A 19,886-nucleotide genomic window follows, 5' to 3' on the forward strand; every position below is an offset into this window, starting at 1 on the left:
GTCCGGCCTTTGCCTGATTAGCTCACACGTTGCAGGGCGCCGGCGGCGGAGCTGTCGTAGCCGGGCAGGTCGGCCAGGGCTTGTCGGTAGCTCGGTGAGCGGACGGCCTGGACCAGGGCCTTGAGCCTGGGGTCGTCTTCCCAACGGGTGGGGAAGCAGAGGTCGTACGCCTCCTGGCGGACGCCGAGGAAGTCGAGGCCCGCCTCCTCGCTGACCAGGCGGAGGCAAACGCCTGCGTCGGCCCAGCCGCCCCGGAGTGCTTCGGCCACCCCCCGATGATCGGACGCGATGCGGTTGGGAATCCAACGACCCGCCAGCAGCTCGTCGAGGCATTGGCGGGCTCCCGACCCGCTCTCTCTCCCAATCCAGCGCAGGTCCGAGCGAATCGCCGCCCCGACCGTCGCGAGCTCCAGGCCGGGGGCCAGAGCGACCCCTTCCTCCCAGTGGGCGACCCGGAGCAGCGTGTACCCCGGCCCCAGCTCCTCGCGAACCACCCCGGCATTCCCCCCCGGCTCGTCATGGCGGCTCAGGTGAATCCCGGCGGCGTGCACCAGGCCTTGGCCCAGTAAGGTCAGGGCCGCCCGGCTCGGCCGCTGGAATGCCAGGAGCCGGACCCCGGCCTCGCGCGCGAGCTCGGCGGCCAGCAAGCCGACGGCCGGGTCGCAGCAGGCCATGATCAGCGTCCGCTCCGGGTCGATCGCGATCGGTTCCCCCGCCTGCCGAGTCCCGTCATGCACGACCCCGTCGTGCGGGACCATCCCCAGCGGCCCCGGTTCGGCCGGATAGAGCCGGACCGCGCCCCCCAACTCGGCCGCCCAGTACCGACAGGGCTCGCGCCTTGGTTCCCAGGCCCAGGTGGGCGCTCCGGTCTCCGGTTTGCGGAGCCGGAACAGATCCTCCACCCGACACTCCAACGCGGCGGCCAACGCGAGCGCCGCCGCGGCCGACGGCACGAGCCGGCCCGTCTCGATCGCACTCACCCCCGCGCGGGACAGTCCCGACCGCCGCGCCAGATCCTCTTGAGACCAGCCCCGACGGCCCCGCCATTCCCGGAGATAACTCGCGAACTCGCTGAGCTGCGCCATGATCGTGTCAGTCTCCGCTAGACTTGTAGCGGGCGAGGGGGCTCGGTATAACGGAGCATTCGGTACGATTGTGTCGCATTCTGGCACGATGATAACAGGCGGAGCCTGCGATCGTCATCCCCACCGGTTGGGCTCAATTTCCATGAGAACGGCAAGGCACCGGCCCGGTTTCACGCTGATCGAGTTGTTGGTGGTGATTGCCATCATTGCGGTTTTGATCGCCTTGCTCTTGCCCGCGGTGCAGGCGGCCCGTGAGGCGGCCCGGCGGATTCAGTGCGCGAACAACCTGAAGCAGATCGGGCTGGCGATGCATAACTATCTCTCGGCCAGCAACGTGTTCGCGCCGGGGCGGATCAACACGTACGTCGCCGGCAACGGCCACTGCTGGGGGGCCTATTCGCAGATGCTCCCGCAGCTCGAGTTGCAGTCGCTCTTTAATACGATGAACTTTAGCATGAACCCGGACCCTGACTACACCAGCACCAGCGCGGCCGTGAACATGACCGCGGCCGTCACGGTTCTCAGCACCCTGCTCTGTCCGTCGGACGGCGGGCCCACCCTCGTCCCGGTCGGCGGTGGTCCGTACGCGGTGCACAACTACCTACTCAACGTGGGGTCGGCCTTTTCGGTGGTGCAAACTCCGCCCTCGGGCATGCTCGCCCCGAATGGAATCTTCTTCGAGAACTCGGCGGTGTCGATGGCGGCGATCACCGACGGGACGTCGCAGACGGTGGCGATCAGCGAGACGATCCGCTCCACCGACGGGTCACCCACCGGCCTGAACACCCAGACGGTCTTCTTACGCGACCCGCTCGCCGGCTTCGTGCTGACGGGTAACAACTCGGCGGGCAACGGCCCGCCGATCACCAGCGATGCGGACTACGTGAGCCGGTGCCTGAGCACCAACCCGCCGACCGGCTTCCAGCCGACTCGCGGCGTCAAGTGGCTGTACGGGGCTCCAGGGCACAGTATGTACAACCACCGCCGCCCCCCCAACGACAAGCGGTATGACTGCCGGGGCGGGTTGCCGCACAGCGACAAGAGCGCGGCCGACTGGCAGAACCTTTCCCTCAACATCACCTCGCGGAGCCGGCACTCCGGCGGAGCCAACTCCCTGTTCTGCGACGGCCACGTTCAGTTCGTCAAAGACTCGATCAACGTCACCGCCTGGCAGGGACTCGGCAGCCGCAACGGTGGCGAAGTTGTCTCGGCCGATGCGTTCTAAGGGTTCATAGATTTTTAGAGATATTGAGTCAAGTGGTGGTGTAAAACGCTCGGTCGTGGGCTGAGACCGAGGCGGATAGGCAACGGGGCGAGTGACTTGGTAGATTCAGTTTGACGGAATGTCCGAGACTCGTCACGACAGTCTGCCAACGAGGAGTCCGAAGTGATGTCCGACGACCATACGAATAGCCCCGGCCGCCGCGAATTCCTTCAAGCCGGAGCCCTGGCCACGGCCGCGGCCCTGGGTGCGGCCTCTGGCCTGCAAGCTCAGAATGAGGCGGCCAAGCCCACGACGCTTCCCAAGCGGAAGCTGGGCAAGACGGGCGTCGAGATCACCCTGCTTGAGATGGGGACCGGGGCGCTCCGCGAGCGTGGCGTGCTCGACCGCCTACTCCGGCTCGCCTATGCCAGCGGGGTCCGCACCTTCGACACCGCCAACCTGTACGGCACCGAACCCGGCTTCAAGAAGTGGTTCGAGCAGGCGCCCGAGGTCCGCAAGGACGTCGTCCTCGTCACCAAGGATGAGGTCAACACCCCCAAGCAGATGCTCAAAATGCTTGACGAGCGGCTGGCCGCCTTGGGGACCGACTACGTCGACTTTTACTTCGTCCACGGCCTTGGCGACCACCACACGCTCGACGAGTCGATCAACTTCGTCAAGGGCCAGGAGTTCAAGGAGACGGCCGAGGCGATCCGCAAGTCGGGGAAGGCGAAGTTCGTCGGCTTCTCCACCCACCACAAGGACCGCGCCCAGACGATTCAGGCGGCCGCCGAGGGGGGAATCGTCGACGCGATCATGCTGATGTACACGCCTTGGCTTGACAAGGACTCGCCGCTCAACAAGGCGCTCGACACCTGCTACAACAAGGGGGTCGGCCTGATCTCGATGAAGCAGGTCGCCGGCCAGTTCCCCGCCAAGCCCAAGGTGAACGTGCTCGACGAGGTCGTGCGCCGCGCGCCGATGCTCGCCGAGAAGAAGCTGTCCCCCTATCAGGGCCTGCTGCACGCGATCTGGACCGACGAACGGATCAGCGGCTCCTGCGTCTCGATCAAGACGACCGAGCAGCTTCGTGAGGACGCCGACGCCGCGCGCCGCTACGAGCCGCTCAAGACCACCGAGATCATGCAGCTTCGCGACGCCGCCCTCGCGTTCGGCCCGACCCTCTGCGCCGACTGCGATGGCCGTTGCTCGGTCGCCGCCGGCACCAAGGCCGAGCTCGGCGACCTGACCCGGTTCCTCACCTACCACGAGCACCACGGCATTCGTACCGAGGCACGCCGCCAGTACGCCGCACTCAGCCCCGAAGCCCGCGACTGGGCCGGCGCCGATCTCGAGGCCGCCCGCGCCGCCTGCCCCAACAAGCTGGACTTCGCCAAGCTCCTCCCCGACGCGGACCGGTACCTGGCCTGATCCTGGCCACGGTTGACGTTCAGCCCAAGGGCCGGTCGGGACCATCGTTCCCGTCCGGCCCTTGGTTCGTTTAGTGAATAGCAAATTGAGAAATGAATAGGCCTTTGCTGAGAATGAATCAGGCGAGCGAGGAGCGTGAGCTCTCTGTCTCCCGCTCAGGCCGATTCCATGGTGGGCCGTGCCCACCCTGCAAGAGAACTTGAATTCATGTAATTCGATTTGTAGGGTGGGCACGGCCCACCATCTTTCGGGTTCTTGTCTTGTCCGGACCACCCACCCAGAATGGTAAAATCCAACCGCCGAAACTCAAAGGAGTCACCAAAATCGTAGGATTGGATTTCACTCAAACGATCCGCTCTTCTTTTCCGTATCATGTCCAGACCGTTGTAATTGGCAAAGGTCGTCGTATCATGGTCCCGCTTCAGACCGGATTCGCTCGACTCAAATCCGCTGCCGTCGGGAACCAAGGCGGTTTTTCGATAGTCTAAGGTCTCGTCCGCTCGGGCTGCGAGGACGCTTGCGGGGCAATTGACGTTTGTCCTATCTGGCTTCGCGGCTCTTAATCCTTTAGAATGCTTCCTCACCGATCTGACGCGTCGATGCACGGTCCGGCATCCTGGAGCGATGGAATGGCTCAACCTTCTCCGTCTCCCGTTCACGAGTCGCTTGGCGAGGACGACGTCCAGGCAATCGACCAGTTGCGCGAGGCGAATGCCCGACTGCGGAATGAGCTTGCCAAGGTGATCGTCGGTCAGACCGATGTGATCGAGCGACTGGCGATCTGCCTGTTCGCTCGCGGTCACGCGTTGCTGATGGGCGTCCCCGGGCTGGCCAAGACGCTGCTGGTCAGCAAGCTCGCCGAGACAATGTCGCTGAAGTTCAGCCGGATCCAGTTCACCCCCGACCTGATGCCGATGGACATCACCGGGACCGACATCCTCCAGGAGGGGCACAATGGGCGGAGAGAATTTCAGTTTATCCACGGGCCCGTCTTCGCCAACATCGTTTTAGCCGACGAGATCAACCGGGCCCCACCGAAAACCCAGGCGGCGATGCTCGAGGCGATGCAGGAGCAGAACGTCACCGTGGTCGGCAAGTCGTTCAAGCTCGAACCGCCGTTCCTCGTGCTCGCCACCCAGAACCCGGTGGAGCAAGAAGGCACCTACCCGTTGCCCGAAGCCCAGCTCGACCGATTCATGTTCCTCATCGAGCTCGACTACCCGTCCGAGGCCGAAGAAGTCAGGATTGCGCGCACGACCACCGGCGACGCCCTGCCTCAGCTCGACCACCTGCTGACGCCCGAAGACGTGATCCGCTTCCAGCACCTCGTGCGGCGAGTGCCGGTTCCCGATCATATCTATACCTACGCGGCGCGGTTGGTACGCAAGACCAGACCCACTGATCCGACCGCCCCGGCCTGGCTCAAGCCGCTCGTGTCGTGGGGGGCCGGCCCGCGTGCGGTCCAGTATCTGATCCTGGGCGCCAAGGCCCGCGCGGCCTTGCTCGGCAGCTACATGGTCCGGCTCGAAGACGTTCATGAGGTGGCCGTTCCCGTGCTCACGCATCGCGTGATCACCACGTTCGCGGCGCAAGCCGAAGGGATCGACGCCAAGAAGATTGTGAGCCGGCTCGCCGAGGAGGCGAACATGGAACGGTAGCGGAGCGACCCCACTCCGCGGAGCCTCGGCTCAAACGGGACGCGGGCGCGTGCGTCCGCGCTCGTTTGAGCCGAGGCTCTTGATCCTTTCACACGGAAAGCTCATCCAGCCATGTTCCCGGATCGCCAGCCCCGAAGCTTCCTTGACGCCGGCGTGTTGTCGCGGCTCGCCAGCGTCCCATTGATGGCGCGTCGGCCGATGCAAGGGAGCGTGTCCGGTCGACACCCCAGCCCGCATCGCGGCTCGAGCGTCGAATTTTCCGAATATCGTAAATATGTCCCCGGTGACGACCTCAGGAGGTTGGACTGGCGGGCCTATGGCCGGTCCGACCGGTTCTTCGTCAAGGAGTTCGAGGCCGACACCAACTTGCGGTGCTGCCTCGTCCTCGATACCAGCGGCTCGATGGGCTACGGCTCGGCGGGCGTGACCAAGATCGAATACGCCCGGCGGATCGCCGGGGCGCTCGGGCACCTGGCGATGCGCCAGGGGGATGCGGTCGGGCTCGCCTGCGTGGCCAAGGGCCTGGTTCAGACGATCCCGCCCAAGCGGAACCCCGCGCACCTGATGACCGTCTTCGACATCCTCGAAGCCGCCAAGCCGCAAGGCGAGACGCAGCTCGCCACGGTGCTCCACGAGCTGGCGGAGACCGTTCGCCAGCGTGCGCTCATGGTCGTGATCTCCGACCTGTTCGTCGACCCCGGCGAGCTCCGGAGCTGCTTCCAGCACTTGCGGTTTCGCCGGCACGACCTGGCCCTGTTCCACCTGCTCGACCCCAAGGAGCTGAGCTTCGACTTCCGCCGGCCGATGCGGTTCCTCGACATGGAAGGGGGGCCGGCGATCTTTGCCGAGCCGAACGAGATCGCCGATCGCTATCGCAAGGCGATCGGCGCCTACCTGGAAGGAATCCAGGAGGCGGTCCGTGAGTCGGCCGTCGACTATCATCAGGTCAAGATCGACGACGACTATGAACAGGTGCTTCTCCGATTCCTCGTCGGCCGCGCACGATCGCGGGGGGTGCGATGAACTTTCTCCACCCGTTGATTCTGGTGGCCCTGCCGCTGGTGGCCCTGCCGGTGATCATTCACTTGATCAACCAAAGGCGCTATCAGACCGTGCAATGGGGCGCGATGATGTTCCTGCTGGCGGCGAACCGGATGTCACGCGGGTACGCGCGGCTCCGCCAGTGGCTGATCATGGCCTTCCGGATGGCGGCCATCGCCGCCCTGCTCTTCGCGCTCAGCCGGCCGCTGGCGGGGGGCTGGCTCGGCTTCACCGCGGGGGGACGGCCGGATACCACGATCATCCTGCTCGACCGGTCGCCCAGCATGCAGCAGGCGGGCACCGGGACGGGCGGGTCGAAGCTCGAGACCGGGAAGCGGCAGCTCGCCCGGGCGCTCGGAACCCTCGGCTCGAATCGCTGGGTCCTGATCGAGAGCGGGACCAACCAACCGCGCTCGCTCGAATCGGCCGACGCCTTGCTGACCCTGCCCGACACTGGACCCTTGAGCGCGGCGGCCGATATCCCGGGGATGCTCGCGGCCGCGCGCGACTACGTCCGGACGAACAAGCCGGGGCGCACCGAGATCTGGATCTGTTCCGACCTCAGACGCGATGATTGGGAAGTCGATGACGGCCGCTGGCGCTCGCTCCGCGAGTCGTTCCTCGGGTTCCCCCAAGGGGTCAGGTTTCACCTGCTCGCCTATCCCAGAACGGCACCTTTGAACGTGTCGATCCGGGTGACCGGTGTTCGCCGTCAGGCGGCCGGTGACGGCGGTGACGCTGACGTCTTGGTCTCGCTCAGCCTGGCGCGCGAAGGGAGTGAGAAGGGGCAGACGACCGTCCCGATCCAGTTCGAGATCGGGGGCGCCCGCTCGGAACTGACCGTCGAGATGAATGGGCCGCGGTTCACCCTCAAAGATCATCGGATTCCGTTGGAGCGGGGCCGGCGCCGCGGCTGGGGCAAGGTCTCGATCCCGGCGGACGCGAATCCGGCGGACAACGACTTCTACTTCGCGTTCGATCAGCCCGCGCCTCGGCGCGCGATCGTCGTCGCGGAGGACGGGCAAGCCGCGCAGGCGTTGCGGTTGGCCGCCTCGATTGCGCCCGACCCCGCGTTAAAATGCTCGGCCGAGGTCGTGCCGATCGATCAGCTCACGTCCGTCGAGTGGGAGACCGTCTCCCTGCTCCTCTGGCAGAGCCCGCTCCCCGAGGGGGAGACGGCCGACCTGGTCCGTTCGTTCGTCGAGCGCGGGGGTCGGGTCTTCTTCTTCCCGCCTCGGGTGCCCGGTGGGGCCGAATTCCTGGGGGGGCGGTGGACGGCCTGGGGGAACCATCCGCAAGAAGTCACTGTGGAGACCTGGCGAGGGGATCAGGACTTACTCGCCAACACCTTGAATGGGGCCGCGCTGCCGGTCGGGCAGTTGCAAGTCCGCAAGTGGTGCGGCCTGTCGGGCGACCTCACCCCGCTGGCCAGCTTGAAAGGGGGCGACCTGCTCCTGGCACGAGCGACGACCAACGCCGGGGGGCCTATTTCTGCGCGACCACGCCGGCGGCCGGCGACTCGTCGCTGGCGACCGACGGTGTGGCTCTCTACGTGATGATCCAGCGGGCCCAGGCCGCCGGAGCTGAAGCGCTTGAAACGACCCGGCAACTGGCGGCCGGCCCGATGACCGGCACCGACTCCACCGGCTGGTCGAGACTCTCCGGGGGAGACGAGGCCGTTTCCACTGAATACGCGTTCCACCGCGGCGTCTACGCCTCGGGCGATCGGCTGTTGGCGATCAACCGGCCGATCGCCGAAGACGCGTCCCCAGTCTTGACCGACGAGCAGGTGGCCGGCCTCTTTCGCGGGCTCGACTTCGCGCGGGTGGATGACCGGGAAGGGAACGTTGATTCGTTGATCCAGGAAGTTTGGCGTTTGTTCCTGATCGCGATGATGACGGCCCTGCTCGTCGAGGCCGCGCTCTGTATGCCCCGGCCCGTTCGGGTCGCGGCGGGGGCAGCAACATGAATGTGTCGCGATCGCTGACGTTCCTGTGGACCCCCTGGTCGGTCGCCGCGTCGGCCTTGCTCGTGCTAGTGGCCGCCGGGCTCTGCTTCGTCGCCTGGCGGCGGAGCGGGTACAGGCGCTCGCAAGGGATGCTCGAGGGGCTCCGCTTCGCGATCGTCTGCCTCGGTGCGGTCTTGCTCAACCAGCCCGAGTGGGTTGAGGAGTATCGTCCCGAGGAAAAGCCGTCGGTCGCCGTGCTCTGGGACGCGTCGCCCAGCATGGAAACGCGCGACGTCATCCAGACGAGGCGGCCGGTTCCCACCGCCGCCCCCTTGACCCGGCGCGAGGCGATCGCGTCGCTCGCCGATGCCGCGTCGTGGGACAAGCTCCGCGGGCGGATGAACGTGGTCGTGCAGTCGTTCTCGCCCAAGGCCACGGGGCACGGCACGGACCTGTACGCTCCGCTCGCCCAGGCGCCCGAAACGTTCCAGAACCTGCGTGGGATCGTCCTGGCGTCGGACGGTGACTGGACCGAGGGGCAGCCCCCCGTTCAGGCCGCCGCCCGGCTGCGTTCCTTGGGCGTTCCGATTTTCGCGGTCCCCGTCGGCAGCCCGACCCGACTGCCCGACATCGAGTTGATCAACCTCGATGCCCCGACGTTCGGGGTGGCGGGCAAGGCGGTGCGGGTGCCGTTCACGATCGACAGCTCGCTGCCCCGCGAGCATGTCACCACGGTCACCTTGAAGACGTCGGACGGCGACGAGATCACCAAGGACGTGCGCGTCGCCCCGATGGGCCGGACCAGCGACGCGGTCGTCTGGAAGCCGAAGGGGACGGGCGACTTCACGCTCGCGCTCAACGTCCCGGCCCACCCCGACGAGTTGATCTCCGACAACAACCGGCTCTCCACCCCGATCTCGATTCGCGAGGAGAAACTCAAGGTCCTGGTCGTGGAGTCGTACCCGCGCTGGGAGTACCGCTACCTGCGGAACGCCCTCTCGCGCGACCCCGGGGTCGAGGTCTCTTGCCTGCTCTTCCACCCCGGGCTCAGCAAGGCCGGGGGAGGGAACAAGGACTACATCAAGCAGTTCCCCGCGGGGCTCGACGAACTTTCGAAATATGACGTTGTGTTCATTGGCGACGTCGGGCTTGACGACGGCCAGCTCACCTCCGAGCAGTGCCGGCTGCTCAAGGGGCTGGTCGAGCATCAAGCCAGTGGTCTCGTGTTCATGCCTGGAATTCAGGGGCGGCAATTCTCGCTGCTCGAGACCGAGCTGGGCGACCTCTGTCCGGTGACGCTCGACCCCGCCCAGCCCGGCGGTTGGGGGTCGCGAACGCCGAACCATTTTGAGCTGACGGAGCTGGGGCGGCGGAGCTTGCTCACCAAGCTTGCCGACACCGAGGACGAGAACGCCGAGGTCTGGGAGGGTTTGCCCGGGTTCCAGTGGTACGCCCCGGTGCTTCGGGCCAAGGCGGGGAGCGACGTGCTCGCCGTCCACAAGGACATTACCAACGAGTCGGGCCGAATTCCGTTGCTCGCGACCCGGACCTTCGGGGCGGGCAAGGTCCTGTTCATGGGGACCGATGGTGCCTGGCGTTGGCGCAAGGGGGTCGAGGACAAGTACCATTATCGGTTCTGGGGTCAGGTGGTGCGCTGGATGGCCTATCAGCGGAACATGGCCAAGGGCGAAACGATGCGGCTCTACTACGTGCCCGACCAGCCGCGGATGAACAAGGTCTTGACGTTCCACGCCAACGTGATGGACCGGAGCGGCGAGCCGCTCCGTGGTGGCGACATCTCCGCGCGGATCACGGCCCCCTCGGGCAAGGCGGAGGTGGCTCGGTTCACCTCGGCCGGCGACGAGTGGGGCGAATACACCGGCCGGTTCACCGCCACCGAGGCGGGGCCGTACAAGGTCGCCCTGATCTGCAAGCAGACCGGGGCGACGCTCGACGCGACCTTCTTCGTGCAAGGGGCCTCGGCGGAGCGGATTGGCCGTCCGTCGCGACCCGAAGTGTTGGAAGAATTGGCCCGGGTGACCCGCGGTAAGGTCGTCGAGCCGGACAAGCTCGACGATGTTGTCCGCACCCTGGCTGCGCTCCCCGACCCTCCTCCCGCGGTCCGCAGGTTGCAGTTATGGAGCCACGGGGGGGTGGCGGTTGTTATGATTGGCTTAATGGGGGCCTTCTGGGTGGGTAGGAAGGCCGTCGGACTCGTCTAAGAACGGTCCTGTAGGGTGGGCACGGCCCACCAAAGATAAAAAGAGGGTGGGCCGTGCCCTCCCTGCAAGAGTCATGTTTGAAAATGTCGGTTAACCGCTAGCCATAAGTGAGGTCGATATGAGCCTCGCCGGATCACAGAATCGGTTAGAGCTACCGGAGTCGTTGCGGACTCAACTCCGCGACTATCGTCGTCGAGTCTGGACCGTCAAGATGGCAGAGGCCGTCTTCGCGGCGGCCTTCGGAGTCGTCGCGGCGTTCCTCCTGATGTTCTTGCTCGACCGTGTCTGGGACACGCCGGGCTGGCCGCGCGTCGCCCTGTTCGTGGTTGCCGCCCTCGCCTGCGCAGTTGTGCCGCTTTGGTTGTACCGCTGGGTCGGTCGGAACCGCCGGTTCGATCAACTGGCCCGGCTCCTGGCGCGCAAGCACCCCCATTTCGGCGACCAGCTTCTGGGGGTGATCGAGCTGGTCCACAGCGACTCGGAGCAGACCCGGTCCCGTGCGCTCTGCGAAGCGGCCGTGCTCCAAGTGAGCGACGACGCCGGCAAGCGCGACCTCAACGCCGCGGTGCCGAACCCGCGCCATCGCACCTGGGCCTGGCTGGCCGCCGTTCCGGCGACCGCGGCGCTCGCTTTGTTCTTCCTCTTCCCGGCCGCGGCGTCCAACGCCTGGTCCCGGCTGATCGCCCCCTGGCGGCCGATCCCCCGGTACACGTTCGCCGCGATCAAGCCGTTGCCGGATCGCCTGGTCGTGCCCCACGGCGAGCCGTTCACCGCCGAGGCGAAACTCGCCGCGGGCACCGCCTGGCGCCCGGTCCGGGGCGAAGCCCGGCTCGACGGTCAAGGGGCCGTCTCCGCCCTGCTCCGCGACGACCTCTACGCGTTCGACCTGCCGGCGATGATCGCCCCAGGGCCGCTCGAGGTCCGGGTGGGCGACTGGCTCCAGCGAGTGCGCGTCGAGCCGACCCTCAGGCCCGAGCTGACCTCGATCGTGGCCAACGTCGCCTTGCCCAAGTACCTCGGCCGCCCCGAGCCGCTCCGCAAAGACGTGCGCGGGGGCTCGGTCTCGCTGGTCAAGGGGAGCCAGGCAACCTTCGCCGTCACGGCCAGCCGTGACCTTTCCTCCGCGCGGGTGGACGGCCAGGGCCGGACCCCGTCCGGCGCGACCGTCGCCAGCCCCTTGCTGGTCGTCGACGGGCCGCGCAACCTCGAGTTTCAGTGGAAAGACCAGTACGGGCTGGCGGGCAAGGCGCCGTTCACGCTCGCGGTCAACGGGCGGGACGACGAGCCTCCGACCGTCTCTTGTGAGAATCTGCCGCGGAATAAGGTGGTGCTCGACACCGAGCTGCTCGCCTTCAAGGTGCACGTGCAAGACGATTTCGGGGTCAAGCGCGTGGGCCTGGAGTGGCACGGGGTTGAGAACCCACTCGTCTCGTCACCGGCCATCGGCGAGCAGATCCTGGCGGCGGGGGGGACCGACAAGGAAAACCTCGACCTCAACGGCACCTTCACCGCCAAGAACCTGGGCATCGAGCCCCAGCCGGTCAATGTGCGCGTATTCGCCGAGGACTACCTGCCGGGTCGTGCTCGGACCTATTCGCCCACTTACACCTTGTACGTCCTGAACGCCGAGCAGCACGCGATCTGGATCGCCGAGCAACTGAGCAAGTGGCATCGGCAGTCCCTGGAAGTGCGCGACCGCGAGTTGCAGCTCTACGAGACCAACAAGCAACTCCGCGACCTGACGGCCGACGCCCTCGACCGGCCCGAGACCCGGAAACAGGTTGAGAGCCAGGCGGCCGCCGAACGGGCCAACGGGCGCCGGCTCGCGATGCTGGTCGGTTCGGGTGAAGACCTGGTCAAGCAGGCTTCGCGGAACCCGGAGATCGGCGTCGGTCACCTCGAGCGCTGGGCCGAGATGTTACAGGTCCTCAAAGATATCTCGACGAATCGGATGCCATCGGTCGCCGACCTTCTCAAGGAGGCCGCGCAGGCGCCAAGCCTTGCCGCGAACGCGACGGGCAACAAGGCCCCCATGGCCGGGCAGGTCCGGGCGGCCGGGGCCGGAGCGCCCACCGAGCCCAAGAAGTCGAACCCGGCGCCGTCGGCGGTCCCTCGGGTCGTGGACATGGAATCGTCGCAGAACTCGCCCGCCAAGAAGGGTCTGCCGCCGGCTCCTCCGGGGGGAAATTCCAAGCCGAAACTTGGCCTGGCGCAAACGAACGTGATGGGCAAGGGGTCGGCTACGCCGCCTCCCCCGGCCCCGCCCGCGGCGGAGAAGGTTGACGAGGCGGTTAACGCCCAGCGCGACCTGCTGGCCGAGTTCGAGAAGATCGCCGACGAGCTCAACCGGGTGCTCGCCAACCTCGAAGGGAGCACGCTGGTCAAGCGCCTGAAAGCCGCGTCGCGGGTTCAGCTCAAGATCGGCGGCCGGCTCGGTGACTTCGTGGGGGATGCGTTCGGCCTGCCCGAGTCGCGGATCGCCGACAAGGCGGTCAAGGAGTTGGTCACGCTGGCCGACCAAGAGGCCAAGGGAAGTCAGAATGTCTCGGTGATCATGGATGACTTGCAGTCCTACTTCGAACGTCGGCAGTTCGTTCAGTTCAAGGCGGTTCTCGACGAGATGAAGAAAGAGGATGTAATCGGCGGCTTGCGCCAGCTCGGTGACGACCTCAAAAAAGAACAAGGCATGTCGATCGCTCAGTGCGAGTTCTGGTCGGACTCGCTCGACCGCTGGGCCGAGGACCTGGTTGATCCCGCGTGCAAGGGGACCTGCCCCGGTTCCAAGTCGAAGAGTAGTCTTCCCCCTTCGGTCGTGCTCGAGGTGCTTCAGATCCTCGAGGGGGAGGTCAACCTTCGCGAAGAGACCCGCGTGGCCGAGCAGGCCAAGCCCGCGTTGCTCCTGAACGGCTATAAGACGGAAGCGGGCAAGCTTTCGAAAACTCAGAAAGAGCTGTCGGGCCGGGTTGAGAAGGTGACCGGAACGATCCGCGAGCTTCCCGACGCCGCGAAGGAGTTCGCCTATGAGATCGCCCTGCTCGGCCAGGTCGGCTCGGTCATGAACGATGCGGCCGGGATCCTGCTCGAGCCGGAGACCGGCAGCCCGGCGATTGCCGCCGAGACCGAGGCAATTGAACTCTTGCTCAAGTCAAAACGGATCAACCCCAAGGGGGGTGGAGGCGGCGGCGCGAACCCGGGCGGGGGTGGGACCGGCACGACGCAGGACTCGGCCCTGGCGCTCCTCGGGGTCGGCCTGAACGAAAAAGAGGTCAAGGAAGATCGCGGGACCTCGCAGACGACGGGTGATTCGGGTCCCTCGCTTCCCGAGGAATTCCGCTCCGGCCTCGATGAGTATTTCAACCGGCTCGAGCGCGCCCCGGCCGGGCAATGAACGGGCTGGAACGCCGCGAAGCCACGCCGGTTGCTCAACAGCGGGCGTGGCTGTCGTCGATCCGCTTCGAGGTTATCCAGCAATAAGTCGACATGCCTACTGGGCCTGCTGACGAAACGACCGGCGGTTGGGATTGTCATTCCCTGGGACGCCCGCGGTCCCAGGGAATTCAAAGAGAGCGATGGCTCATTCACCCGGTTGATGGTGAATTGATGGGATTTCTTGAGACTGTAGCAAGGCGAGTGGGAACGAGTTTCTCCCGCGAATTTCGGCCTCCGGGGCCGACTGACGGCCCGGTTTCGTTGCGACAGACTCGGTTTCTTGGGCGATTAGGTCTTTCGGATTACGAATGGTTTTTTAAACGGTTAGGCATTGCTTTTTCCGTGTTCTATGTCGTGGGCGTCGCCGGCTTCGCGGCGATGAAGATGACTGAGCCGCACTCGATGATTGCAACGATGACCTGGGCGGACGTTATCTTCGGTCCGGCGATCGTAATCATCTCGGACACTGGGCTCATCCTCCTTGGTGCCTGGGTTGAAAGTCGCTTCAGAAATCGAGAGAGACGCTGAATTGTTTGGTATTCCGATACGATCGCATGCCAAATCGAATCGAAACGAGGAGAGTTGATGAGAGGTCGCGTCATTCGCCTGGTCGCCATGGTCGGCGTCGCGTTCACGGTCTGCACCCCTGCATTCGTTGCCGCTCAGGTCCGCAAGGAGGAACGGGTCGAGATTGCGCCTGTGCAGGCCGTCATCGTGGAAAAGAAGGCGGCGGTGGCACGCGAGGCGGAGGTACGGATCCAACTGGCCGCGCCCATGATCATCAACGGGGCCCTGAATGGGAACGGCATGGTCGACCAGTGGACGCGGCAATTCCGCCCGATTCTCAGGGTGGAATACCTGTTCATGCGAGGGATTTGCGACCCGAGCAAGGACACGCGGCTGCCGATCGCCCGCGCCGGGCTGCAGGCGCTGGATGAGGCGGCAAAGAAATACGTCGACTGGCAAAAAAATCAGAACATGGTCGTGGCGGGGCGTCTCGTCGAGCGGCCGGCGATCCCCGACACGCGTCAGTTCATTCAAGAGGCCCTGGCGGCCGCGGTCAAAGCCCAACTTTCTCCCAGCCAATATGAACGCTATCGGGCTGAGCTCGACGCCCGCTCGGTCGAACAAAAACGGGTTGCGATCTTGAACCTGGTGGCGAAGCTCGACAGGGTCCTGGTTCTCTCTCCCGAGCAGCGGGATCAGATCAGCGAATCGCTCTCTTCCCACTGGGAGGATGTGTCGGCCCAGGGGTTCCAATCGTTCAACCTCGACGACCAATACCTGCCGATGATCTCCGATGCTCTCGTCGCCAATTTCCTGAACGCCGCGCAGAAGACGATCTGGATCGGGATTCAAAAAGTGACTTTCGGCTCAAATGGTATTGGGATTGGCATGCACATGCAGGATGGCCCTTTGGATGACGAGTTTGCGGACGAGGTTGCCAAGGAAGCGGTCAAGCCAGGGACGGAGAAGTGAGCCCGACGGCCGTGAGCGCCGGCCTGCCTCGGTCTTTGCCTGGAGGAGTCGCCATGATTCGCGCACTTCGAGTTGGCCTGCTGCTGCCGGTGGTGGCCTTCGCGGGGTTCTTCGCCGGCGGCTTCAGGCCGTCCGCACAGGGGCAAGTGCTTGACGACGTGGTTGGCGAGGAAAGCGACGGTCAGGTGCTCGAAGTTCGGCAGCGGTTCGCGGTTGCCGAGTCCAACTTCGATCAGGTGGTGTTTGGCAACGTCCGGACTCCCGCGGCCGCGCTCGCCCGGCTGGAAACCCTGGTGAAGTTGAAAATCGACGAAGTCGACCGGATCGCCCGGCTGACCGACGCTCAGAAGCGGAAACTCGAGCTCGCCTCACGCGGAGACATCAAGCGATACTTCGATCAGGTCGCGGAAAAACGGAAGGCGTTTCAGCTCGTCCGCAACGATCAACAGCAGTTTGCCGCCTTCTACCAACAGCTCCTTCCGTTGCGAACGGCGCTGACCCAGGGACAATTCTTCGGCGCCGCTTCGATCTTTGCCAAGACCCTGAGGAAGACGCTCGACGAACGCCAGGTCCTTGCCTACGACAATCTCGACCGCCAGCGGCGTTTGCTCGGCCAGCAGGCCCGGATTGGTCGAATCCTTGCGATCCTGGACAACAGCGTGGGCCTGCAGGCCAGCCAGCGCCAGCAGCTTTTGAAGCTGATCGTCGAGGAGACTCATCCGTCCAAGGTCTCCGGAACCTACGACCTCTATCTCGTGCTGTTTCAGCTCTCTCGGCTGCCTCAAGATCGCATCAAGCCGATCTTTCGGGACGCCCAATGGCAACTGGTGAAGACGCAGCTTGAAAACGCAGGTAGATATGAGTCAATGCTCACAAAGCAAGGGGTTCTCCCCATCGCGCCGGACGCCGAGCGTTGGATCGTGGCGGTGGAGACCGACGGTTCGAAACCCGCGCCGAACCCGCACGAGAAACATGACTAGCGCAGGGAGCCTTTCTCATGGTGGATCGCGATTCTTCGGGGCTTGTTGGGCCGTCAGGGGCTCCGAGCCTCGTTCTTGACAAGAGTCATCGGTTGATGCGTTGGCTCGCGTGTGCCGGGGTGGCTGCGTTCGTCTGTGCGCCCGCGTTCGTCACCGCCCAGGTTCGCAAGGAGGCGGTCGATATCGCACCGCCACCACCACCGGTCGCGGCTCCGGCTCGCCCTGCCGAGGCCGTCAAGGCGACGACCAAGAAGGCACAGATCGTTGTGCCTGCGTTGGGGGTGGTGAACCGCGTCAGGCTGGTGGATGGGGCCGCGAACGGCATGGTCGAACAGTGGAAGAGGCAGTACCTCCCGATCCTCCGCGTGGAGTATCGCTTCGTGAGGACGGTCTGTAATCCTTCCAAAGAGCAGCGAATCCCGATCGCTCGCGCCGGGTTCAAGGCCCTTGACGAGGCCGCGAAGGATTACGTCGACTGGCAAGTGAATCGCAATCAGCCGATGCTTGCGGGGGGGGCGAGGCCCGCGGCTCCCGATCCTCGGAAGCGAATTCAGGACGCCCTGGTCGCCGTCGTCAAATCCGGGCTCTCACCCTCTCAGGTGGAGCGCTATCGCGTTGAGCTCGAGGCTCGAGCGGCCGAAGCCAGGCGGGTGGCGATTTTGAACTTTGTGGCGAAACTCGACCAGTCGCTCATCCTCTCCGCCGATCAGCGTAGCAAACTGACGGACTCGCTCACGTCCCACTGGGATGAGGCGTGGGGCGTGGGTCTTCAAAACTACAACCTGGATGACCTGTACGTCCCGATGATCCCTAATCAGTTTGTCAGTATGTATTTGAACGATGCCCAGAATCGAGTCTGGAGCGGGTTTCAGAAGGTTTCGCTCGATTACCAGAATTTTTTCGGCGGAATCAACATGCGTGATGGCCCGCTGGATGACGAGTTTGCGGACGAGGTTGCCAAGGAAGTCCTCCCGCCGAAGCCGGAGCCGTGAGGCCAACCACCGCGATGGCCGTCCTCTTTCCCCTCTCCCCTCGAGGAGCCACCATGGTTCGTCCGTGCCGGCTTGGTTTGCTGCTGATTCTCGCCATGCTCCTCTCAGCCTGTGGGGCGGGGCGATCCGCTCGCGCCCAGGCGCTGGACGACGAGGATGAGGTTGAAGGCCCGGCCATGCAGCAAGACTTTTTCATTGATGAGTCGACCTTTGATTCCTGGGTCTTTGGGAATTCACGAAACGCCACGAATGCACGTGCCCGTCTCGACTCCATGCTGGAACTGAAGCTCGCCGAGCTCGACCGGGTGGCTCGATTGACCGAAGCCCAGAAGAAGAAGCTCGAACTTGCCTCCCGAGGCGACATCAAGCGGTTTTTCGATCAGGTCGCCGTGAAGCGGCAGACATTTGACTTGGTTCGTCGAGACCGCCAGAAGTTTGGGATGTTTTATCAGGAGATCCAGCCGTTACAGCAAGCCTTGCAAAGGGGCCTCTTCGGTGACGGTTCGCTCTTTGCCAAGACAGTCAAGAAGTCCCTCGACGACGGGCAGGCCGTCGCCTTCGACGCTTTGAACGCCCAGCGGCGACAGTTCCAGCGACAGGCGCGGCTCGGTCGTCTTCTGGTAACCTTGGATCACAGCGTGGGATTGGATCAGGATCAGCGTCAGCGTCTCACGAAACTGATCGTCGAAGAGACCCGCTCGCCGATTCGGCCGAGTTCTTATGATCTCTACTGCGTGCTCATTCAACTCGCCCAGCTTCCCGAGGATCGCATCAAGCCGATCTTCCACGACTCGCAGTGGCTCGCGATCCACCAGTTGCTGGCCCAGTCCAAGGCCTACAAGCAGATCATGAGAAGAGAGGGGGTACTCCCGGGAGAATCACCGGATGAACCTTGGGCCGTGGCGATCGACCCCGAAGCTCCGAAATCGGCTTCGGACGGGAAGAAAAGTGATTGATGTGAGTTGGGGAAATGATGCATCGATTTAAGTATGTTGCAGGAAAACCGGGCCGGCTGTCTGCACCGGAGGCCGAAATTCACGGGAGAAACTCGTTCCCACGCTCGGCGTCGGAATGCGGTCCTGGCCGCTCTGTGGCACCACCCGCCGGGGAAGACGACGCGGAGCGTCGCGGACGGCATTCCCACGCAGAGCGTGGGAACGAGATCCCGGTAACCTTCGTCCCTTTGGGGCTGGCATAGGCGGAGATTTCGCATCAGTCATTCGCTGGCAAGCAGATCCAAGGTGGTTTCGATGTGTATCCCAGGCCGCCGCAAACCGTGTCCGTGTCCCGAGGACCTCGTGATGTCCCGACTTGAAGCAACTCCCTTTTTCTCAGGGACGACGACTGCGGGACGCGGGTTCGCCCTTTCACTCGGCGTCGTGACTTTGTTCCTTGGGCTGGTGACGGCCGGCACGGCGAATGCCCAGTTGCCCGTGGCGAAGTCGGGGGAAGTGATTCCCCGCGACGTGCGCGAGATGTATGACCGTGGGCTGCAATATCTCGCCTCCTCGCAAACCGAAAACGGGGATTGGGCGAGCCAAGGGGGGGAGTCCGGGCCCGGGACGACCGGTCTCGCGATCATGGCCTTCCTCGCCTCGGGCGAGGACCCGAATTTCGGCCCCTACAGCAATCACGTCCGGCGCTCGCTCCGCAACATCGTCAACGCGCAGAACGCCGACACGGGATACATCGGGAATAGCATGTACCATCATGGCTTCGCGATGCTCGGCCTGGCCGAGGCCTATGGGGCGGTGGACGAGCGGAACCTCTGGCCCGACCCGAAGGGGAAGCGGTCGATCGGCCAGGCCCTCGAATTGGCCGTTCGCACCGCGCTGACCTCGCAGAAGAAGAACCCGCTCGGGGCCTGGCGGTACTCGCCGGAAGCGACCGACGCCGACACCTCGGTCAGCGGCGCGGTCATGATCGGCTTGCTCGCGGCCCGCAACGCCGGGATCGAGATCCCCGATGAGGCGATCAATCGCGCCGTCGGCTACTTCAAGTCGATGACCTCGTCGGGCGGGTTCGTCGCCTACGCCGGAGGCATGGGCGGGTTCGGCGACTCGACCGCCCGCTCGGCGATCGCGACCCTGGTCTACTCCGTGGCCAGGCGCAAGGATCTGCCCGAATTCAAGGCGACCCTCGACCACATCAAGGAACGGCTCGACCAGCCGGTCCAGGGCTATCCCGAGTACGGGCGGTACTACCAGGCCCAGGCCTTCTTTCAAGGCGATACGGCCGCCTGGGAAAAGTGGAACAAGATGGTGATCCGGCAACTGAAGCAGGCGCAACGCGCTGACGGCAGCTTCCAAGGCCAGTGGGGACCGTCGTTCAGTACCTCCATGTCGTTGCTGGCTCTTGCTCTCAATTATCGATTTCTCCCAATCTACGAACGATAAAACAAAAAAAGAAGCGAACAA

14 protein-coding genes are annotated in these 19,886 nt (G+C 64.7%); 13 read left to right on the top strand and 1 reads right to left on the bottom strand.

Annotated features, from left to right (window positions below):
* Positions 1–17: 17 nt before the first annotated feature.
* The gene (locus BUS42_RS27130; protein ID WP_074312247.1) at positions 18–1,085 is read right to left on the bottom strand and encodes a substrate-binding domain-containing protein; all 1,068 of its coding nucleotides are present in this window, start codon (positions 1,083–1,085) and stop codon (positions 18–20) included.
* A 142-nt stretch (positions 1,086–1,227) separates the two neighbouring features.
* On the opposite strand from BUS42_RS27130, the gene BUS42_RS27135 reads away from it, so the two are divergent.
* The 13 genes from BUS42_RS27135 to BUS42_RS27195 all read left to right on the top strand — a co-directional run bounded on the left by BUS42_RS27135 (position 1,228) and on the right by BUS42_RS27195 (position 19,865).
* Positions 1,228–2,310: a DUF1559 domain-containing protein gene (locus BUS42_RS27135; RefSeq protein WP_074312249.1), complete on the top strand. Its 1,083-nt coding sequence runs from the start codon at positions 1,228–1,230 to the stop codon at positions 2,308–2,310.
* Positions 2,311–2,475: 165 nt separating this feature from the next.
* Positions 2,476–3,720, top strand: a complete 1,245-nt coding sequence (locus BUS42_RS27140) for an aldo/keto reductase (RefSeq protein WP_074312251.1) — start codon at positions 2,476–2,478, stop codon at positions 3,718–3,720.
* 629 nt (positions 3,721–4,349) lie between these two features.
* Positions 4,350–5,378, top strand: coding sequence for an AAA family ATPase (locus tag BUS42_RS27145; RefSeq protein WP_074312253.1), 1,029 nt, complete (start codon positions 4,350–4,352; stop codon positions 5,376–5,378).
* Between the two features lie 111 nt (positions 5,379–5,489).
* Positions 5,490–6,401 carry a DUF58 domain-containing protein gene (locus tag BUS42_RS27150; protein WP_074312255.1) on the top strand — a complete coding sequence of 304 codons (912 nt, stop codon included), beginning with the start codon at positions 5,490–5,492 and terminating at the stop codon, positions 6,399–6,401.
* Positions 6,398–7,975, top strand: a complete 1,578-nt coding sequence (locus BUS42_RS27155) for a BatA domain-containing protein (protein ID WP_254053820.1) — start codon at positions 6,398–6,400, stop codon at positions 7,973–7,975. The genes BUS42_RS27150 and BUS42_RS27155 overlap by 4 nt, the downstream gene beginning before the upstream one ends.
* Entirely contained in the window at positions 7,960–8,388 is a 429-nt protein-coding gene (locus BUS42_RS45440) for a hypothetical protein (RefSeq protein WP_254053821.1), read from the top strand. The genes BUS42_RS27155 and BUS42_RS45440 overlap by 16 nt, the downstream gene beginning before the upstream one ends.
* A complete protein-coding gene (locus BUS42_RS27160; protein WP_074312257.1) occupies positions 8,385–10,589 on the top strand; it encodes a hypothetical protein in 2,205 nt (734 codons plus the stop codon). The genes BUS42_RS45440 and BUS42_RS27160 overlap by 4 nt, the downstream gene beginning before the upstream one ends.
* 118 nt (positions 10,590–10,707) lie before the next feature.
* Positions 10,708–13,977, top strand: a complete 3,270-nt coding sequence (locus BUS42_RS27165; RefSeq protein ID WP_074312259.1) for a hypothetical protein — start codon at positions 10,708–10,710, stop codon at positions 13,975–13,977.
* Positions 13,978–14,603: 626 nt separating this feature from the next.
* Positions 14,604–15,497 carry a hypothetical protein gene (locus tag BUS42_RS27175; RefSeq protein WP_074312263.1) on the top strand — a complete coding sequence of 298 codons (894 nt, stop codon included), beginning with the start codon at positions 14,604–14,606 and terminating at the stop codon, positions 15,495–15,497.
* A gap of 53 nt (positions 15,498–15,550) precedes the next feature.
* Entirely contained in the window at positions 15,551–16,477 is a 927-nt protein-coding gene (locus BUS42_RS27180) for a hypothetical protein (RefSeq protein WP_074312265.1), read from the top strand.
* Between the two features lie 95 nt (positions 16,478–16,572).
* The gene (locus BUS42_RS27185; protein ID WP_074315379.1) at positions 16,573–17,469 is read left to right on the top strand and encodes a hypothetical protein; all 897 of its coding nucleotides are present in this window, start codon (positions 16,573–16,575) and stop codon (positions 17,467–17,469) included.
* Between the two features lie 53 nt (positions 17,470–17,522).
* The gene (locus tag BUS42_RS27190) at positions 17,523–18,425 is read left to right on the top strand and encodes a hypothetical protein (RefSeq protein WP_074315381.1); all 903 of its coding nucleotides are present in this window, start codon (positions 17,523–17,525) and stop codon (positions 18,423–18,425) included.
* A 345-nt stretch (positions 18,426–18,770) separates the two neighbouring features.
* Positions 18,771–19,865, top strand: coding sequence for a prenyltransferase/squalene oxidase repeat-containing protein (locus BUS42_RS27195; protein WP_074312267.1), 1,095 nt, complete (start codon positions 18,771–18,773; stop codon positions 19,863–19,865).
* The last annotated feature ends 21 nt before the right edge of the window (positions 19,866–19,886 follow it).

Source organism: Singulisphaera sp. GP187 (genome assembly GCF_900129635.1).
Lineage (GTDB): Bacteria > Planctomycetota > Planctomycetia > Isosphaerales > Isosphaeraceae > Singulisphaera.

What these genes read in the sequence shown, in the direction of transcription:
- BUS42_RS27130 (WP_074312247.1), bottom strand. Translation starts at nt 1,085, where the DNA reads ATGGCGCAGCTCAGCGAGTTCGCGAGTTATCTCCGGGAATGGCGGGGC.
- BUS42_RS27135 (WP_074312249.1), top strand. Translation starts at nt 1,228, where the DNA reads ATGAGAACGGCAAGGCACCGGCCCGGTTTCACGCTGATCGAGTTGTTG.
- BUS42_RS27140 (WP_074312251.1), top strand. Translation starts at nt 2,476, where the DNA reads ATGTCCGACGACCATACGAATAGCCCCGGCCGCCGCGAATTCCTTCAA.
- BUS42_RS27145 (WP_074312253.1), top strand. Translation starts at nt 4,350, where the DNA reads ATGGCTCAACCTTCTCCGTCTCCCGTTCACGAGTCGCTTGGCGAGGAC.
- BUS42_RS27150 (WP_074312255.1), top strand. Translation starts at nt 5,490, where the DNA reads ATGTTCCCGGATCGCCAGCCCCGAAGCTTCCTTGACGCCGGCGTGTTG.
- BUS42_RS27155 (WP_254053820.1), top strand. Translation starts at nt 6,398, where the DNA reads ATGAACTTTCTCCACCCGTTGATTCTGGTGGCCCTGCCGCTGGTGGCC.
- BUS42_RS27160 (WP_074312257.1), top strand. Translation starts at nt 8,385, where the DNA reads ATGAATGTGTCGCGATCGCTGACGTTCCTGTGGACCCCCTGGTCGGTC.
- BUS42_RS27165 (WP_074312259.1), top strand. Translation starts at nt 10,708, where the DNA reads ATGAGCCTCGCCGGATCACAGAATCGGTTAGAGCTACCGGAGTCGTTG.
- BUS42_RS27175 (WP_074312263.1), top strand. Translation starts at nt 14,604, where the DNA reads ATGAGAGGTCGCGTCATTCGCCTGGTCGCCATGGTCGGCGTCGCGTTC.
- BUS42_RS27180 (WP_074312265.1), top strand. Translation starts at nt 15,551, where the DNA reads ATGATTCGCGCACTTCGAGTTGGCCTGCTGCTGCCGGTGGTGGCCTTC.
- BUS42_RS27185 (WP_074315379.1), top strand. Translation starts at nt 16,573, where the DNA reads ATGCGTTGGCTCGCGTGTGCCGGGGTGGCTGCGTTCGTCTGTGCGCCC.
- BUS42_RS27190 (WP_074315381.1), top strand. Translation starts at nt 17,523, where the DNA reads ATGGTTCGTCCGTGCCGGCTTGGTTTGCTGCTGATTCTCGCCATGCTC.
- BUS42_RS27195 (WP_074312267.1), top strand. Translation starts at nt 18,771, where the DNA reads ATGTCCCGACTTGAAGCAACTCCCTTTTTCTCAGGGACGACGACTGCG.